At 63.4% G+C, this 18,241-nt stretch carries 13 protein-coding genes; 6 read left to right on the top strand and 7 right to left on the bottom strand.

Annotated elements, in window-relative coordinates; translation table 11 throughout:
- Window positions 1-169: 169 nt before the first annotated feature.
- The 4 genes from aroQ (at window position 170) to EVC45_RS05780 (ending at window position 4,985) form a co-directional block, all read left to right on the top strand.
- Window positions 170-625, top strand: a complete 456-nt coding sequence (gene aroQ / locus EVC45_RS05795) for a type II 3-dehydroquinate dehydratase (RefSeq protein WP_129957077.1) — start codon at window positions 170-172, stop codon at window positions 623-625.
- Window positions 622-1,560: a shikimate dehydrogenase gene (locus tag EVC45_RS05790; protein WP_129957076.1), complete on the top strand. Its 939-nt coding sequence runs from the start codon at window positions 622-624 to the stop codon at window positions 1,558-1,560. Before aroQ ends, EVC45_RS05790 begins: the two co-directional genes overlap by 4 nt.
- Before the next feature lie 49 nt (window positions 1,561-1,609).
- Window positions 1,610-2,977, top strand: a complete 1,368-nt coding sequence (locus tag EVC45_RS05785; protein ID WP_129957075.1) for an MFS transporter — start codon at window positions 1,610-1,612, stop codon at window positions 2,975-2,977.
- Window positions 2,978-3,425: 448 nt separating this feature from the next.
- The gene (locus EVC45_RS05780; RefSeq protein ID WP_168991416.1) at window positions 3,426-4,985 is read left to right on the top strand and encodes a glycoside hydrolase family 28 protein; all 1,560 of its coding nucleotides are present in this window, start codon (window positions 3,426-3,428) and stop codon (window positions 4,983-4,985) included.
- Window positions 4,986-5,083: 98 nt separating this feature from the next.
- On the opposite strand, the gene EVC45_RS05775 is transcribed toward EVC45_RS05780, so the two are convergent.
- The 3 genes from EVC45_RS05775 to EVC45_RS05765 all read right to left on the bottom strand — a co-directional run bounded on the left by EVC45_RS05775 (window position 5,084) and on the right by EVC45_RS05765 (window position 8,288).
- On the bottom strand, window positions 5,084-5,854 hold the full coding sequence (locus tag EVC45_RS05775; RefSeq protein ID WP_129957073.1) for a TetR family transcriptional regulator: 771 nt from the start codon (window positions 5,852-5,854) through the stop codon (window positions 5,084-5,086).
- A gap of 105 nt (window positions 5,855-5,959) precedes the next feature.
- Window positions 5,960-7,249: an FAD-binding oxidoreductase gene (locus EVC45_RS05770; RefSeq protein WP_129957072.1), complete on the bottom strand. Its 1,290-nt coding sequence runs from the start codon at window positions 7,247-7,249 to the stop codon at window positions 5,960-5,962.
- Between the two features lie 106 nt (window positions 7,250-7,355).
- Complete coding sequence (locus EVC45_RS05765; protein WP_129957071.1) at window positions 7,356-8,288, bottom strand: dihydrodipicolinate synthase family protein; 933 nt, start codon at window positions 8,286-8,288, stop codon at window positions 7,356-7,358.
- Between the two features lie 159 nt (window positions 8,289-8,447).
- Between EVC45_RS05765 and EVC45_RS05760 the strand changes: the two genes are divergently transcribed.
- Window positions 8,448-9,407 (top strand): LysR family transcriptional regulator, encoded by a 960-nt coding sequence (locus tag EVC45_RS05760; RefSeq protein ID WP_129957070.1) that lies wholly within the window; start codon window positions 8,448-8,450, stop codon window positions 9,405-9,407.
- A 303-nt stretch (window positions 9,408-9,710) separates the two neighbouring features.
- On the top strand, window positions 9,711-12,830 hold the full coding sequence (locus tag EVC45_RS05755) for a transglycosylase domain-containing protein (protein ID WP_129957069.1): 3,120 nt from the start codon (window positions 9,711-9,713) through the stop codon (window positions 12,828-12,830).
- Between the two features lie 53 nt (window positions 12,831-12,883).
- Here EVC45_RS05755 and EVC45_RS05750 read toward each other — a convergent pair whose 3' ends face one another.
- The 4 genes from EVC45_RS05750 to EVC45_RS05735 all read right to left on the bottom strand — a co-directional run bounded on the left by EVC45_RS05750 (window position 12,884) and on the right by EVC45_RS05735 (window position 17,089).
- Window positions 12,884-14,128 (bottom strand): ROK family transcriptional regulator, encoded by a 1,245-nt coding sequence (locus tag EVC45_RS05750; RefSeq protein WP_129957068.1) that lies wholly within the window; start codon window positions 14,126-14,128, stop codon window positions 12,884-12,886.
- A 45-nt stretch (window positions 14,129-14,173) separates the two neighbouring features.
- Complete coding sequence (locus EVC45_RS05745; protein ID WP_211193373.1) at window positions 14,174-14,977, bottom strand: ATP-binding cassette domain-containing protein; 804 nt, start codon at window positions 14,975-14,977, stop codon at window positions 14,174-14,176.
- Window positions 14,978-14,997: 20 nt separating this feature from the next.
- Window positions 14,998-15,987, bottom strand: a complete 990-nt coding sequence (locus tag EVC45_RS05740; RefSeq protein WP_129957067.1) for an ABC transporter permease — start codon at window positions 15,985-15,987, stop codon at window positions 14,998-15,000.
- 97 nt (window positions 15,988-16,084) lie between these two features.
- A complete protein-coding gene (locus tag EVC45_RS05735; protein ID WP_129957283.1) occupies window positions 16,085-17,089 on the bottom strand; it encodes a sugar ABC transporter substrate-binding protein in 1,005 nt (334 codons plus the stop codon).
- Between the last annotated feature and the right edge of the window lie 1,152 nt (window positions 17,090-18,241).

The following is an 18,241-nucleotide window of genomic DNA, read 5'->3' as shown; positions in this document are numbered from 1 at the left end:
CCACACTAGCCGGGAGTTTCGACAGTCTATACAAACTAACTAGATGGTACAAATTCGTAGAAACCCCGAATGACGGCGACGGCCAATGCGCGCACACTTCGCCATGCGTCGAAGAACCGCCGCGGGTGCCGCGGTTCGAGTCGCGCCTTATTCTGCAGGAGTCGTTGTCATGAGCTTTGCCTCCGTACTGGTCCTGAATGGACCGAACCTCAATCTGCTCGGCACGCGCGAGCCGGCCGTCTACGGCTCGGAAACGCTCGACGACGTCGCGAAGCTGTGCCGCGACGCGGGCGAGCGCCTCGGCCTCGCGATCGACTTCTGCCAGTCGAACGCCGAGCATCAGCTGATCGACTGGCTGCACGCGGCGCGCACCAAGGTCGACGGCATCGTGATCAATCCGGCCGCGTACACGCATACGTCGGTCGCGATCGCCGACGCGCTGAGCGCGATCGAGAAGCCCGTCATCGAGGTGCATATCTCGAACGTGCATCGACGCGAAGCGTTCCGGCATCACTCGTACGTGTCGGCGGTCGCCGACGCGATCATCGTCGGCTGCGGCACGCAGGGCTATGTGCTCGCGCTGGAACGGATGGCGACGATTCTTAAGAATAGGGCGGCAAAATGAACACTCAAGCGAACACTCAGGCAAACCCCCGCACCGAAGCGCAGATGGCCGCGTTGGCCAATGCGCAGGCGAACTTGCGGGCCACTCCGAATTCCTTTCTGGTCGGTCTGATCGGCTCGGGCATCGGTGGTTCGCTGACGCCCGCGATGCACGAGGAAGAGGGCAGCAAGCTCGGTCTGCATTACGTGTATCGACGCATCGACCTCGATGCGCAGAAGCTCGACATCGCTGCGCTGCCGGAGCTGCTGACGGCGGCCGAACGGATGGGTTATAACGGCCTGAACATCACGTATCCGTGCAAGCAGGCGGTGATTCCGCTGCTCGACGAACTGTCCGATGACGCCCGCGCGCTCGGCGCGGTCAACACCGTGCTGCTCAAGGACGGCAAGCGTATCGGTCACAACACCGACTGGTCCGGTTTCGCGCGCGCGTTCCAGCGTGGCCTGCCGGACGTGTCGCTGGAACGCGTCGTGCAGCTCGGCGCCGGCGGCGCGGGCGCGGCGGTCGCGCACGCGGCGCTGAACATGGGCGCGCAGTCGCTGACGCTGTTCGACGTCGACGCCGCCCGCGCGCAGTCGCTTGCCGACGAATTGCAGGCGCGTTTCCCTAAAGCCAAGGTCACTGCGGGCACCTCGCTGGGCGAGTCGCTGGCCGCCGCGCAAGGGCTGATTCACGCGACGCCGACCGGCATGGCCAAACTGCCGGGCCTGCCGCTGCCGGCCGAATTGCTGCACCGCGATCTGTGGGTCGCCGACATCGTCTATTTCCCGATCCGCACCGAGCTGTTGCAGGCGGCCGAAGCGCTCGGCTGCCGCACGCTCAGCGGCGGCGGCATGGCGGTCTACCAGGCGGTCGATGCCATGCGCATTTTTACGGGCCTCGAGCCGGACGCCGAGCGCGTCTACACCCACTTTCAATCGCTGTTGCAACGCTAACCGGCCGCGTAAAGACCGGCATCCAAGCTGATCGAGGAGACAAGCACGCATGACGCAATCGTTCCAATCCAGTTCGGCGGGCTCGCCCGCGCAGACCAAGACGGCGAGCACCGCGCGCCGTTCCAAAGCCCGTTACAAGATCCTCGGACTGCTCGCAGTCGGCACGATGATCAACTATCTCGACCGCACGGTGCTCGGCATCGCCGCGCCGCAGTTGACGAAGGAACTCGGCATCAACGCCGCGCTGATGGGCCTGCTGTTCTCGGTGTTTTCGTGGAGCTACGTGGCCGCGCAGATTCCGGGCGGCCTGTTTCTCGACCGCTTCGGCAGCAAGCTCACGTACTTCCTGTCGATGACGTTCTGGTCGCTGTGCACGCTCGCGCAAGGGCTCGTGGGCAGCATCGGCGGGCTGTTCGCGTTCCGTCTGGGCCTCGGCGTTTCGGAAGCGCCGTGCTTCCCGACCAATAGCCGCGTGGTCGCCACCTGGTTCCCGCAAAGCGAACGCGCGATGGCGACCGGTACCTACACGGTCGGCGAATATATCGGCCTCGCGTTTTTCAGCCCGTTCCTGTTCATGCTGATGGGCGCGTTCGGCTGGCGCTCGCTGTTCCTCGTGGTCGGCGGTGTCGGTATCGCGTTCGGCGTGGTGTGGTGGCTGCTGTATCGCGAGCCGCGCGATCATCCGTCGGCGAATCAGGAAGAGCTCGACTATATCGAGGCGGGCGGCGGTCTCACGCAACGCCACAAGGACGTCGCAGACGCGGCAGGTGCAGCCGCGCCGAAGAAGAACGGCTTCGAATGGCGCACGATCGGCCGACTGCTCAAGCACCGTCAACTGACCGGCATCTGCCTCGGCCAGTTCGCGGGCAATTCGACGTTGGTGTTCTTCCTCACGTGGTTCCCGACGTATCTCGCCACCGAGCGTCATATGGCGTGGCTGAAGATCGGCTTCTTCGCGATCATGCCGTTCATCGCGGCGTCGATCGGCGTGATGTTCGGCGGCATGTTCTCCGACTGGCTGCTGCGTCGCGGCAAATCGCCGAACGTCGCGCGCAAGCTGCCGATCATTGCGGGTTTGCTGCTCGCCTCGACGATCATTCTCGCGAACTATGTCGAGAGCAACGTCGTCGTGATCGCGATTCTGTCGGTGGCGTTCTTCGCACAGGGCATGGCCGCGCTCGGCTGGACGCTGGTGTCGGATATCGCGCCCGAAGGCCTGCTCGGTGTGACCGGCGGCATCTTCAACTTCGCCGCGAATCTGGCAGGTATCGTGACGCCGCTGGTGGTCGGCCTGATCGTCGCCGCAACCGGTTCGTTCGTGGGCGCGCTGGTGTTTATCGGTGTCATCGCGTTGATCGGTGCGCTGTCGTACATCTTCATCGTCGGCGATATCAAGCGGATCGTGCTGGTGGATTAAGTCTTCCTCCGCTTATCCGTCTCGTTTGATCTGACGGTCGCTGTTCCCTTCGAATCCCCGGTTGTCGTCGCAGTGCGGCGGCAACCGGGGATTTTTTGCTTTTCGTGGCGAGATCATCGCGCTTGTAGTCATGCGATGTCTTATTACATTTGCCCTGCTGAGGAAGTATGGCCAAAGTTGCGTAGAAATTACATTGCTCAATATGTGGGTAATTTAATAAACATTCAATATGTGAGACGTATTTCGCGCAATAAACGGCGGAATCCGTCATTTATGGTTATGGCTTTGTCAGACAAGGGTAAACCATCTTGTATGACATCACATCAATGAAGAGAATGCCTACAACATAAATTTCGAGCCGTAGGTTCAAACCATTGGAGGGGACATGAGGACAGGATTGTTGGCGATTGCAGTGGCATGCATGACTCTGGCGGGCTGTGGTGGTGGGATGTCGAGCAGTAATTCCGACGCGTCGGCCCCGCCCGCAACGGCGACCCCGGCGGCGCCGGCCTCTTCACCGACCGTTAGCACGACGTTCAACGTCGCCGACTTCGGCGCCAAAGGCGACGGCTCGACGGACGACACCGCCGCGATCCAGAAAGCACTGAACGCCGCGACTGCCGCGAAGGGGACGGTCGTATTTCCGCAAGGCATGTTCATGACCGGCGCGCTGTTCGTCGGGTCGGACACGACCTTGCAGATCGATGAAGGCGTGACGCTGAAGGCCATTCAGGCGCAGACCTGGTGGAATATCGAAACCACCATCGCGTCCGGCGCGACCAACGGTTTCTATCCCGATGGTCTTTCGCTGTACCCGCAGGTGCCGACCCGCGTGCAGGGCATCGAGATGAACTGGGCATCGGCGATCATCAACGTGCGCAACGCCGCCAACGTGACGATCACCGGCAAGGGCGTGATCGACGGCAACGGGCAAGCGTGGTGGTCGCACTATTACGCCGAGGGCACGTCGTTCCATTCGACGCTCGGTGCCACGTGGGCGCTCAACTGGGACGAGCAGCGCCCGCGCGGCATCGAAACGTACGAGTCGACGAACGTCACGATCAAGGACGTGACCGTGCAGAACTCGCCGTTCTGGACCATTCACCTGTGCTATTCGGACCAGTTGCACCTCGACGGCGTCAAGGTCTACAACTTCCCGACGCCCACGACCGGCATCATGCCGAGTACCGACGGCATCGACATGGACTCGTCGACGAACATTCTGGTCGAGAACGCGGACATTGTCGCGAACGACGATGGCTTCGTGATCAAGTCGGGCCGCGACGGCGACGGGCTGCGCGTGAACAAGCCGACGGCGAACGTCGTGATCCGCAACTCGACGGTGCGGGCCGGCGCGACCGCGTTTACGATCGGCAGCGAAACGTCGGGCGGCGCGAACAACATCGAAGTGTCGAACATCCAGGTCTCGCCGCTGACCGGGCAGATCAACAGCAACGTCGGCTACAAGACGGGCGGTCCGGCCGTCTACAGCGTGTTTGTGTTCAAATCCGCGCCGACGCGCGGCGGCACGATGGAAAACGTCTATATCCACGACATCAACGTCGACGACGCGTACTACTTCATGCAAGGCAACGAAAACTGGCCGGCTGGCGGCACTGTGCCGGCCACGTTCGGCTCGACGTATGTGGAACCGCCGTACTGGCCGTCGATTCTCGTGATGCCCGCGAACGCGTCGGACGGCTATCCGATCTTCCGCAACTTCAAGTTCGAGAACATCACGATGAAGCACGTCGAGAGCGCGGTGTTCGGCGTGGCGGGCTATACGATCGCGGGTGAAGCGGAGAAGGGCCGGTTTACCAATTTCACGTTGAACAACGTGAACATCACGGCCGTCAAATCGTCGGGCACCTCGGTGGGGGCCGGCTCGATCGCCAATGCGGGCAACTGGACCTTTACCAACAGCACGATCAAGGATGCCGCGGGGGCGAACCTCGTGCCGACGTTGCCCGCCACGTCGACTGCCGTCACCGGTTTGCCGGGGCAGTAAAGCCGCTGAACGCGCTGCGTTTTTCGAAGCGATAAAAAACGGGATGTGGTTTTCGCCACATCCCGTTTCCTTTTCAGCCGGTCGTTGCGCCGCCGGCGTCAATCGTCCTTCTTCACGAACCGCAAGATCGCATCGACGATCATCGCCCGATGCCGCGCGCGCAGCCGCGGATGCGACGGATCGCGCCCAAACGCCGTGCCGAACGTATGCCGGTTGCCCACGCGATGAAAGCACAGCGAGCTGATCATCAGATGCAGGTCGATCGGATCGATGTCACTGCGGAACTGGCCGGCCGCGATGCCGCGCGCGAGCAGATCCTCGATCGTGTGAATCACGGTGACGTTGCGTCCTTTGAACGTCTTGACCTGCTCGACGTACTTGGCGCCGTGAATGTTTTCGATCGTCACGAGGCGCACGAAGTCGCGCTGGCGGTCGTGGTAGTCGAACGTGAATTCGACCAGCGCGCGCATGCCCTCGACCGGATCGAGTTCGCTGATGTGCAGATCCTGTTCGAGCGCGCGAATGTCTCCATACACCTTCTCCAGCACCGCCTGGTACAACCCTTCCTTGCTGCCGAAGTAGTAGTACAGCATGCGCTTGGTGGTGTTCGTGCGTTCCGCGATCGCGTCGACGCGGGCGCCCGTCAGTCCCATCGCGGAGAACTCCTGGGTCGCGACGTCGAGGATGTTGCGCTTCGTCTGCTCCGGATCGTATTTGCGTGGAGCGTCCGCACGTCGGGCGCTGCTGCGCCGGGCGTCGCTACGTTTTGCGTCCGCATGCTTAGCCTCGGTACGTCGCGCATCGGCGTGCGGTGTGTCGGACACGATGCCGTTGGTATCAGGCTCGGCGGCCTTGCTTCCCTTTTTCATTGTGGTTTCGAGCGGCAGTGACGGCGCATTCTAGCATGGCGAAATGGGCCTCTGGCACGGGTCTCGGGCATCGACGCAAGCATCTCGAAGGGGCTTGCGTGGTGCTTACGCGACCGGGCGCGTGGGACGGCGGCGCGCGGCGAGTGCGTCGCGCGTTTGCATCGCGGTGTACGTGAGCTGCGCGGCCGCGAGACCGAGCGCGCCGTACGTGCGCGTGAGGCCGAAGCTCGCGAACGCGTCGGGCACTGGCCGTTCCCCGGCGATGGCCGCGGCCAGCAGTTCGCCCGACACCGTGGTCGGGGCCATGCCGTGTCCGCCGAAACCGACCGCGTACCAGACGCCATCCGCGCTACGGCCGATCTGCGGCATCTTGTGTCGCGCGTAGCTCATCAGGCCGCCCCAGGCGTGCTCGACGCGCACGTCGCGCAACTGCGGATAGACCTTCAGCAGGTCCTGTCGCAACAGACGCGCAATCGCGTCGGGCTCGCGGTCGCGCACCGAGATGCGGCCGCCCCACACAATGCGCGTGTCGGGCAGCGGCCGGTAGTAATCGAACGCGAAACGGGTGTCGTAGACCGCGGCACGCGTCGCGATCGCGTCGGACAAGCGGTGGCCGAGCGGCTCGGTCGCCATCACGTAGGTGGCGATCGGCAGCACCGCGCGCTCGACGCGCGCGTACACGTTGCGCGCATAGCCGCCGCCCGCCATCACGACGTGGCGCGCGTCGAGCGCACCCTGCGGCGTCTCGACGACGAAGCCCGCACCGTCGCGCCGCAAGCTGACGACCGGCGAGCGCTCGTGGATCGTCGCGCCCGCCTGCGCGGCCGCCGCGGCGACGCCGACTACGTACTTGAGCGGATGAAAATGGAACGCGTTGCGCTCGAACAGGCCGCCATGATAGCGGCTCGTTTTCAGTTGCGCGGCGAGTTCGTCGGCAGCGATCGGTTCCCAGTCGACGCCGAACGAATCGCGCATCAGACGCCGTTGCGCTTCGAGGCGCGCGGGTTCGTCGAACCAGTTCGCGAGGATCACGCCGGCATCGGTCGCGTCGCAATCGATCCGATGGCGCGCAATGCGCTTGCGCATCAGCTCGACCGCGTCGGTGGTCAGCGCATAGAGCTCGCGCGCGCGAGTCGGGCCGAGCGTCTTCAGCAGGTCGGCGCAATCGAGGCTGTAGCCGCCGAACACGAAGCCGCCGTTGCGTCCCGATGCACCGAAGCCGACCTGCTGCGCTTCGAGCACGACGACGTCTTCGACGCCGCGCTCGGCGAGTCCCAACGCGGTGGAGAGTCCCGCGAGTCCGCCGCCGATGATGCAGACGTGCGCGCTGCGTCGGCCGTTGAGCGGCGTATAGGCGGTGGAGCGGGTGACGGTGGCTTCGTAGAAACTTTGCATGGGGCGCGAGCTTGTGGACATGCCCTAGGTTAGCGGCAATCGTGTGTCGCCGTCCAGCCCGCATGAGCCCGCACGTCGGCGGGCGCCCCGCTGCGCTTCAATCGTGTTATCGACCCCAGCGCAACACGAGCGGATCGAGCCGGCGCGCGATCTTCAACAGCCCTTCGCGCGTCGCCGGGTGCATCTGCGGCAGCGGATGACGCACCGCGTCCGAGCGGATCACGCCGCCTTCCTTCATCAGCGCCTTGCACGAGGCGAGGCCACCCTGGCGATTCTCGTAGTTGATCAGCGGCAGCCACTGCTGATAGTGCGCGGCGGCGGCCTCGGTATCGCCGGCCGCATAGGCGTCGACGATCAGGCGGATGCCGTCGGCATAACCGCCGCCCGTCATCGAGCCGGTCGCGCCCGCATCGAGATCGGCCATCAGCGTGATCGCTTCCTCGCCGTCCCATGGACCGACGATCGCGTCGCCGCCCAGTTCGATCAGCTCGCGCAGCTTGTTCGCGGCCTGCGGCGTTTCGATCTTGAAGTACGACACGTTGTCGATCTCGCGCGCCATGCGGGCGAGGAACGGCGCGGACAACGGCGTGCCGCTGACCGGCGCATCCTGGATCATGATCGGAATCTGGATTGCATCGGACACCGTACGATAGAACTCGTGGATACCGCGCTCGCCGATGCGGATCGTCGCGCCGTGATACGGCGGCATCACCATCACCATCGCGGCGCCCGCCGCCTGCGCGGCGCGGCTGCGCTCCGCGCACTGGTACGAACTGAAGTGCGTGGTCGTGACGATCACCGGCACGCGGCCCGCGACGTGTTCGAGTGCGAGATGCATCAGCGTGTTGCGCTCGTCGTCGGACAGCGCGAACTGCTCGGAGAAGTTCGCGAGGATGCACAGGCCGTTCGAGCCGGCATCGATCATGAAATCGAGGCAGCGCTTCTGGCCTTCGAGGTCGAGGCGGCCCGCGTCGTCGAAGATCGTCGGCACGACGGGGAAGACGCCGCGCAGGGCGGTGGCAGTTGACGGTTGGCTCATGGTGATGTGGTCCGTGCTGGGATGGAAGGATCGCGCGTGGGCCCGCGAACGGGCGGCGCAACTCGATGAATGTCTCCTTGGGCGACTATACGGCGCGAGGCCGCGCAGGTATATTGAATTGTTTCCATATCGTGATCGCTTTTACGACTCACCCCGCCGATGAAAGACACGCTCAACGTCCTGCTGTCGAAGCTGCGCATGAAGCAGCTGCATCTGCTGATCGCGCTCGACGATCACAAATCGCTGCACAAGGCGGCCGGCGTGATGTCGATGACGCAGTCGGCGGCGAGCAAGGCGCTGCAGGAGCTCGAAGCGATGCTCGACGCGCCGCTTTTCGAGCGCTCGAAAAGCGGCATGATCCCGAATCAGCTCGGCCATTGCGTAATCCGCTATGCGCGCGTCGTGACGTCGGACCTGACCGCGCTTTGCCAGGACGTCGCCGAAATACGTTCGGGGCGGGGCGGTCGGCTCGCGCTCGGCGCGATCATGGGCGCGATTCCCGACTGCGTGGTGCCCGCGCTGAATCAATTGCATGCGGCGCAACCGGGTCTGTCGATCGAAGTGGTCGAGGACACCAGCGCGCGAATGCTCGCGCAGCTCGACGACGGCCGGCTCGATCTGGTGGTGGGCCGCGCGGCGGTCGCGGCCGATCCGTCGAAGTATCAATATCGTCCGCTGGGCGACGAGCCGTTGGCGGTGGTGGTCGGTTATCAGCATGCGCCGTTGCCGCGCCGCGAGATGACGTTGCGCGATCTCGCCGGGCATCGCTGGGTCATGTATCCGTCACACATGCCGCTGCATGCGCTGCTCGAACGCGAGATGGATCTCGCCGGCCTCGACATGCCCGACAATCCGATTTCGACGGCTTCCACTTTCGTGACGGTCGCACTGCTGCAAAGCAGCGCCGAACTCGTTTCGCTGCTGCCGAGCGCGATCGCGGGGCCGTTCGTGCGGCACAAGATGCTGCGTGTCGTGCCGGTCAGGCTCAAATCGCCATCGCAAACTTTCGGCATCGTCACGCGCAAGGGCGGCGTGCTGTCGCCGCCGGCGGAGCGGTTCATTGCGCTGTTGCGAGGGCAGACACAACAAGGTCACACAAAAGCGCGAACTTCGGTGTGACCGGAACGGGTTGCCGAGCCATCGTCCGCTTGCCGGTAAAAACGCCAGCAAAAAAACGCCGGGACCTCGGCAATGGCCGCCAGAAATGGCAAAACCGCCCGAAGCGGCGGTCTTATATTGGTGTGAAAAGACGTTCAATATCTCACGCCAGTTCGCGTTTTGTCATCCGGCGCCGGTGGGTGTTGTAGCCGCGACACTGTCGGTTCAATCCTGACCGATGACGGCTTCTCGTTCCGAGCTACACTGATTTAGATGAACTGAGCCAGGCTCCACACCCTGGCCATCGCTCGGGGGAGAGCAGCCATGAATCGGCCACCGCTTCGGTTTCCGCTTCGCGCGACCAGCACCGTGCCGGTACGGAGTTGGCGTTGGCTCAAATGGGGGCTGGCCGCGTTTGTGCTGCTCGCGGTGGCGCTGATTGCGCGGCTCGTGCAGATCGAGATCGATACCTCGCGGCTGCAGGCGCGCTATCTGTCGGAGCTGACCCGCGACGTCGGTTATTCGGTCGCCGACGGCCCCAGTCCTTCCATCCGCTTTCCGCAAGCCGACAAGGGCCCGTATGACGCGCGCCTCGGCTATGCGTTATTGCCTGCTATCCAGCAGCGTCTGCTGCAACATGGCTTCGAAATCAGCTCGCAGGCGCGCGATTCGGAACGCATGCTGTCGCTGGCGGACGATGGCCTGTTCCTGCCTTACGACGAAAAAGACACGGCGGGCCTGCAATTGTTCGACGGCACCGGCACGCCGCTATACAGCGCCCAGTTTCCGGGCCGCGTGTACGACGGCTTCGACGCGATTCCGCCGCTCATCGTGAACTCGCTGCTGTTCATCGAAGACCGCTATCTGCTCGATCCGAATCAGCCGAACCGCAATCCTGCGATCGACTGGGGGCGCTTCAGCCGCGCGCTCGTCGACCAGGGCGCGCGCGTTTTCAATCGTCATCAGCAGACGCCGGGCGGCAGCACGCTCGCGACGCAGATCGAGAAATTCCGTCATTCGGCCGGCGGCCGCACCGCGACGCCGCCGGAAAAGCTGCGGCAAATCGCGTCCGCGTCGGTGCGCGCGTATCTGAACGGGCCGCAAACGCTGCCCGCGCGCGAACAGATCGTGGTCCATTATCTGAACTCGGTGCCGCTTGCCGCGCAGCCTGGCGTCGGCGAAATCAACGGTATCGGCGACGGTCTCGCCGCCTGGTACGGGCGCGATTTCCGCGAGACCAACCGCCTGCTGAAAGCGCCGTCGACCGATGCGAATCTGCCCGACCAGGGCCTGGCGTTTCGCGAAGTGCTGTCGCTGATGATCGCGCAGCGCGCACCGTCGTTTTTCCTGCAGCGCGGCTATCCCGAGCTCGAACGGCTGACCGACAGCTATCTGCGGCTGCTCGCGAGCGGCGGCGTGATCACCGCGCAGTTGCGCGACGCCGCGCTGGCGGCGCACGTCGAACTGCATCGCGCGCCGCGCAGCACCCCGGATCTCGGCTCGTTCGTGTCGCGCAAGGCCGTCACGTCGATGCGCTCGCATCTGCTCGCCGCGCTCGGCGTGCGCAGCTTCTACGAACTGGACCGCCTCGACGTGCAGGCGACAGGCACGCTGAACAACGACGTGCAGCAGGCCGTGGCCGAGCGTCTCGCCGCCGCCGCGACGAAAGACGGCGCGAAGGCCGCGGGTCTGGTCGGCTTCGAAATGCTGCGCGGTTCCGACGATCCGTCGCATATCGCCTACAGCTTCACGCTTTACGAGCGGCACGGCGACGCGAATCTCGTGCGCGTGCAGACCGATAGCGTGAACCAGCCGTTCGACATCAATTCGGGCGCGCGCCTGAATCTCGGCTCCACCGCGAAATTGCGCACCGTCATTACGTATCTGCAGATCGTCACCGAATTGCACACACGTTATGCATCGATGAGCGACGCCGAGCTGAAGGCGATCAAGCCGGATCCGAACGATCGGCTGACGCACTGGGCGATCGACTATCTGCTGCACACGCGCGACCATTCGCTGCAACCGATGCTCGACGCGGCCGTCGAGCGTAAATACTCGGCGAGCCCGGGCGAAACCTTCTTTACCGGCGGCGGCGCGCAGACCTTCACGAACTTCGAGTCCGACGACAACAGCCGTATCCTGACCGTGCATCGCGCGTTCCAGCATTCGGTGAACCTGGTGTTCGTGCGGCTGATGCGCGATATCGTGCACTATGAAATGGTGCAGACGACCGGGCCGTCGTCGGAATGGCTCGGCGATACGGCGACCCGCAAGATGTACCTGACGCGTTTCGCCGATCAGGAAAGCCGCGTGTACATGAAGCGTTTCTACACGAAGTACCACGGCAAGACGCCCGATCAGCAGATCACGCTATTGTTGCTCGGCGTGCGCAAGTCGCCGCCGAAAGTGGCGACCGCGTTGCGCAGCGTCGCGCCGGATCAACCGAATGCGTGGTTCAACAAGATGATGTACGCGGCGCTGAAGAACACGCCGTCCGCTTCGATGCTCGACGACGAAGACCTCGCGATGCTCTACGACAAGTACGGCATCAACCGCTTCAACCTGAACGACCGCGGCTATATCTCGAGCGTGCATCCGCTCGAACTGTGGACGCTGAACTACCTGCGCTCGCATCCCGACGCGACGCTCGCGCAGATAGAAGCCGCGAGCCAGGACGTGCGTCTGTCGACTTACTCGTGGCTCTTCAAGACGCGCTATCACGTGACCCAGGATCACCGCATCAAGCGCATGGTCGAGCTGCGCGCCTACGACGCGATCGGCAAATCGTGGCAGGCGCTCGGCTATCCGTTCTCGACGCTGACGCCGTCGTATGCGGCTGCGATCGGCGCGTCGGGCGATCGTCCGGCGGCGCTCGCGCAACTGATCGGCGTGATCGCGAACGACGGCAACAAGGTGCCGACCGAAACGCTGACGCAGATCGACTTCGCGAAAGATACGCCGTACGAAACGCATTTCAAACGTGCGGTGGTCGCACCGGAGCAGCAGGTGTCGCCGGAGATCGCGGGCGAGGTGCGGATGCTGTTGCGCGACGTCGTGACGGGCGGTACCGCGAGGCGTCTCGCGCAAGGCATGACGTTCCCGAACGGCGAAACGCTGCAGGTCTATGGCAAGACCGGCACCGGCGATCAACGCCTGAACGTGTACGCGAAGGGTGCGCGTCTGATCGAGTCACGCAAGGTGAATCGCAGCGCGACCTTCGTGTTCGCGCTCGGTGACCGCTTCTACGGCACGCTGACCGCGTGGGTGCATGAGCCGTATGCCGCGCATTACGATTTCACGAGTGCGTTGGCGGTGCAGTTGCTGAAGTCGATGGCACCGGCGCTGCAACCGTTGCTCGACAAGCCGGTTCAGAAAACCGTGACGGCGGCGCCGGCGGAAGCGACCGCCACGGCGAAGAAGGTTGCCGTCGCCGTGAAGTGAATCGATTTATTTCGTGATTCCGGGGAAGGGCGGGAGCACCACTAACACGACGCTCACCGCTCGTCATACTCCGGCTCCGACGCCGCCGGCTTCAGGAACAGTTCATGGACCGGTGCGAAATGCGCATATAGCGGCAGAATCGCACCGCCCATCGCGCGGGCATCGGCGCCGATCGCGCCTTCCAGCAATTGCGGCCGCACCATCCCTTCCCATTCGAAGCGATCGAGCACGCGCTCGGTGCGCCGAATGATCTCGCGGATCAATAACCGGTCGAATTCACCGTCGATCACGACGGCTTCGAGATCGAGCAAAGCGGCCGCATTGGTGAGCGCGTTGGCGATCGCCGGGCACGCGCTGTCGAGCCATTGCTCGGTATGGCGCCACAACTCGGGCGACATCGCGCGATGATCGTGCGCGGCTGCCGCCGGCGCGCCCGCATCGCTGAGCAGTTGTTCGAGTACGAAGCCCGATGCCGCGTGCAGCAACTGCCGCGCGGGTTTGCGTGCGCTGCCCTCGCGCAGCGGGATCGAACCGACCGCGCCCGCGTTGTCGTGCGGACCGCCATGCAGACGTCCGTCGATCACCAGCCCCCCGCCGATGAAGGTGCCGACGAACAGATACAGAAAGTTGTGAATGCCGCGGCCCTGGCCCATCACGAGCTCGGCCGCGCATGCGGCCGTGGTGTCTTTCGCGAACTCCACGGGCAGACCGGTCATCGTCGCGATGCGCGCGCGCAGATCGATGTCGTTCCAGGCGTCGAGCGCGTCGGGCGGCGCGCCGAGAAAGTCGCGCCATCCGCCGAGCCACAACGGCGCCGCGACGCCGACGCCGACCACCTTGCCGGCCTTCGCGCCGAGCGTCTGGTTCACGCGCGCGAGTTTGCTTTCGAGCGCGGGGAACAGCGTGCGCGGGTCGGGGTACGCATACTCGAACACGTCGCGGCACACGATCCGGCCGGCGAAGTCCATCGCGAGCACGTCGAGACTGCGGCGCCCGACCTTCACGCCGATCGTGTACGCGCCGTCCGCGCGCAACGCGATCGGCACCGACGGCTGGCCGATCTTGCCGCGCACGCGCGCCTGCTTTTCGAGCAGGCCGTCGGCGATCAGCCGGTCGACGATCATCGACACCGTCTGCATCGAAAGACGCGTGAGGCGGCCGACCTCGGCTTTCGGCAGTGGTCCGTGCAGGCGGATCGTTTGCAGCACGATGCGCTCGTTGAATTGCCGCACGCCGATCTGGTTCGAACCGACCGTGCGTTTGACGTGCGAACGCGTGCTGGTGCTAGAGGTGTCCATAGTCGTATATCGGCCTCGTGGCTCAGCGGGTTGAGCGGCGGCGCATCATGCAATCGCCTTCACGTCGGCTTCCTTGGCGCCGGTCATGATAGCGACCGCTTCCGACATGTGCACGTCTTTTGTGTTGACGAGCGCCGCGCGCCGGCCGAGCCGCTGGATATGGATGCGGTCCGCGACCTCGAACACGTGCGGCATGTTGTGGCTGATCAGAATCACCGGCAGACCGCGATCGCGCACGCGCCGGATCAATTCGAGCACCATGTTGCCTTCCTTCACGCCGAGCGCCGCGGTGGGCTCGTCAAGAATCACGACGTGGCGCGCGAACGCCGCGCTGCGTGCAACGGCGACGCCCTGGCGCTGGCCGCCGGACAACGTTTCGACCGCCTGGCGCATCGAGCGGATGCCGATCTGCAGATCCTTCATGGCCGCGGTCGCTTCCTCGAGCATGCGGCGCTTGTCGATCATCTTGAACAGCGAGCCGCGCCAGCCGGGTTTCAGCAATTCGCGGGCGAGAAACAGGTTTTCGGCGATGCTCATCGCCGGCGCGACGGCGAGTTCCTGGTAGACGGTTTCGATGCCTTGCGCGCGCGCATCGAGCGGACTGCGGAACTTGACCGGTTTGCCGTCGAGCAGAATCTCGCCTTCGTCGGGCACCGTGGCGCCGGAGAGCGCCTTGATCAGCGACGATTTGCCCGCGCCGTTGTCGCCGATCACCGCGAGGATCTCGCCGGGCAGCACTTCGAAATCGCAACCGTCGAGCGCGGTCACATTGCCATAACGTTTGACGAGTCCGCTCGCCTGGAGGACGGGCATCGCGGCGGAAGCAGGGGTAGAAGTCGACGTCGACATGACAGGGCTCCTGGGTGGGCTCAACGGCCGCGGTGCGAGAGTTTATCGGCGGCGACCGCGAGAATCACGAGCATGCCGGTGATCAGGACCTGGTACACGGAAGAAACACCGATCAACGTCAGGCCGTTGCGGAATACGCCGACGATCAACGCGCCGAGCAAGGTGCCGACGATCGAGCCGCGTCCGCCGAACAGGCTCGTGCCGCCGAGCACGACCGCGGTGATGCTGTCGAGGTTCTCGGTCTGCCCGGCCTGCGGATCGCCGACGCCGGTGCGCGACACCGACAGCAGCGCGGCGATGCCGTAGATCGCGCCGGCGAGCGTGTAGACGATCAGCAGAATCTTTTGCGACGACAGGCCCATCAGCCGCGCGGCCTCGGCGTTGTTGCCGAGCGCGTACAGGTGGCGCCCCGGCACCGTATCGCGCAGCACGAACCACGTGGCCAGATACATCAGCAGCGTCAGCACGGTGCCGTACGTGACTTCCGCCGGTCCGACCCGGAACGTGTTGCCGAAGAACATGATCGCGTCGGGCAGGTTCGACACGCTTTCTGCGTTCGAGTAGATCTGCGTGAGCGCAAACGCGATGTTCAGCGTACCCAGCGTGACGATGAAGGCGGGCAGCTTGATGCGCGTGATCAGCAGGCCGTTCAACAGGCCAAACAGGGTGCTCGCGCCGATGCCGCACAGAATCGCGAGAACCGGCGGCACGCCGAGCACGACCGCGAACTTGGTCATGATGATCGAGCCGAAGGCCATCACCATGCCGCAGGACAGATCGATGCCACCGGTCAGCACGATCAGGGTCTGGCCGATCGCGATGACCGCGACGACCATCGTCTGCTGCAGGATCAGCGACAGGTTCTGGAACGACAGGAAGCGGTTGCTCTGCGAGATGAAGAATGCGCAGGCCAGCACCAGCGCGATCAGCGGACCGATTTCGGACAGCGATGGCAGGTGCTCGGTGAAAGACGAGCGCGGGCGGCCGGCGGGCGCGGAAGGAGTCGACATGATGGCAGTCCTCGATACATGAGCGTGACGGGAAGGGCACGCGACGAATCGGATGGCGGTCCGCCGCCACGCGCGACGGACCGCTTTGCACTGTGCGTTACTTGTTGCCCCAGCAGTTATCGAGGCCGAACTTCGTATCCTTGCTGTCGATGCCGGACATCGGCTTGTCGGTGATCAGCGTGACGCCGGTGTCCTGATAGCCGGACACCTTCTTGCCGGTCTTCGCGTAGTCGACGCCGGCGCTGACGCCGAGCGCAGCCATCTTCAGCGGATACTGCTGCGAGGTCGCCGCGATCGCGCCGGCCTTCACGTTGCGCACGCCGTCGCAGCCGCCGTCGATCGACACGATCATCACGCCCTTGTCCTTGCCCGCCGACTTCAGCGCGCGATATGCGCCGGCCGCGGCCGGTTCGTTGATCGTGTAGACCACGTTGATATCGGGTGCTTTCTGCAGGCAGTTTTCCATCGCCGTCTGGCCTTTCGCCTGATCGCCGCGCGTGTCCTGGCTGCAGACGATCGACGCATCGCCTTCCTTCACGCCGAAGCCTTCGAGGAAGCCGTTGTGACGCAGCACGCCGACCGACACGCCCGGCGCGAGATCGAGCGTTGCGATCTTCGCGGGCTTGCCGTTCAGCGCGGCCTTCGCGTATTTGCCGATCAGCACGCCGGCCTTGAAGTTGTCGGTAGCGAAGAGGGCGTCGGTCGCGTCCTGCGGATCGGTCGGCGTATCGAGCGCGACGACCATTACGCCGGCCGCGCGCGCCTTCCTGATGCTGGGCACGATCGCCTTGGTATCGCTCGGCGTGATCAGGATCGCTTTCGCGCCGGCCGTCATCATGTTTTCGATCGCGGTGACCTGACTCGCGTTGTCGCCGTCGAACTTGCCGGCGGCGGTGATCAGTTTCGCGCCGTCTTTCGACGCGGCTGCGTCCGCGCCCTGACGCATCTTGACGAAGAACGGGTTCGTATCGGTCTTCGTGATCAGCCCGATGACGGGCTGGTCGGCGGCCTGACTCGCGCTCGCGCACCACAGCGCAGTCGCCGCGGCGCACATCGACACGATGGTCCTGGCGACAGGACGCCTGCGGGAATTCAGATTCAGATTCATGAGACGCTCCTCCGGTTATTGGTAACGACGTTTGGAACTGCAGATGGATTGCGAATATGAAGCCGTAGGCCCGGCGTTTCGCAGCAACGCTTCGGCGCGATGTTGTCCGAAGGGAATTTTCTAAATCATTTTGCTTGATTTACTACAGCAGGCGAGCAGCCGCTCGTCAAGGAAATGTGCACACGGGAAGATTGCCGGGCAGAGCGGCGCGTGTGGGCTGAGAGCCTTGTGCGATAAGGCTTTGATGCCGTGTTGCGGTGCGGGGCACCGCGCCGCGGGTTCGGGAAAGTCCTGGCTTCGATGAAAGCTCGTCCAAGCGGTGACGATGGTGTGCTCAACGCAATTCGCTGGACATGCCGCATTTTGTAGCTGGCCGCTGAGCCCCGAAGACACTGCGCGGCTGAACAGCTCATCTCTTCAGGTGGTTAATTAGCAAAACGTAACAAGGTGAATTGACATTTCGAAAAGACACGACAGCTTCAATCATCTACTTACGATTTTTTATAGCATTGTGTTGATTTGACAAAATGTCACAATTATTCGCCCTTGCTTCAGCGGGAAACATAAATTCCAGGACATTCCATCACTTAACTACTGCGTATGTTGGTCGTTAACACATGCAAGTACGAACCAAGATTGGAGTCCCGTTGAGTCGTGCCCCACAGTGAAGAAACCATGCATCACATCGGAACATTCATTGCCGAATGGGATCGAGAAATTGTCCGAACATTACGCGTTTCAACAGTTCTGCTTTTACTCATGAATTGCAATCGAAAGTCATCTGGCAATCGAGATAACAGAGATTTGACATTGATTGCAAAGTTATTACGTGCGCTTTGCCGTTTTCACCATTTCGCTTTCATGGAGATGAATCGCTCCCCCAGCAAATTTGAGTTGTTTCCGGCATAGCGGCAAGCGACGCTACGTCGTGGTTTGAATTGGTTTTTTTACAGGTATCTGCTCACATGAATATCAAACGCAAACTTCAGATCCTCATGCTGGTGACAGCTTGTGCCATGGGGGGAGTGCTCGCCGTGACAGCGCTCGCATTCAACTCGATCGACGAGTCTGCGGCGGCTCCGGTTTTTCTGGACACAGAGTTGGGGTAAAACGTGTGATCCAAACTGGAGTAGTTGATGTTGAAGA

Source organism: Paraburkholderia sp. UYCP14C (genome assembly GCF_004197395.1).
In the GTDB taxonomy this organism is placed as follows: Bacteria; Pseudomonadota; Gammaproteobacteria; order Burkholderiales; family Burkholderiaceae; genus Paraburkholderia.
The sequence above is the reverse complement of the archived record's forward strand: the minus strand, read 5'-3'. Positions and strand labels throughout refer to the sequence as shown.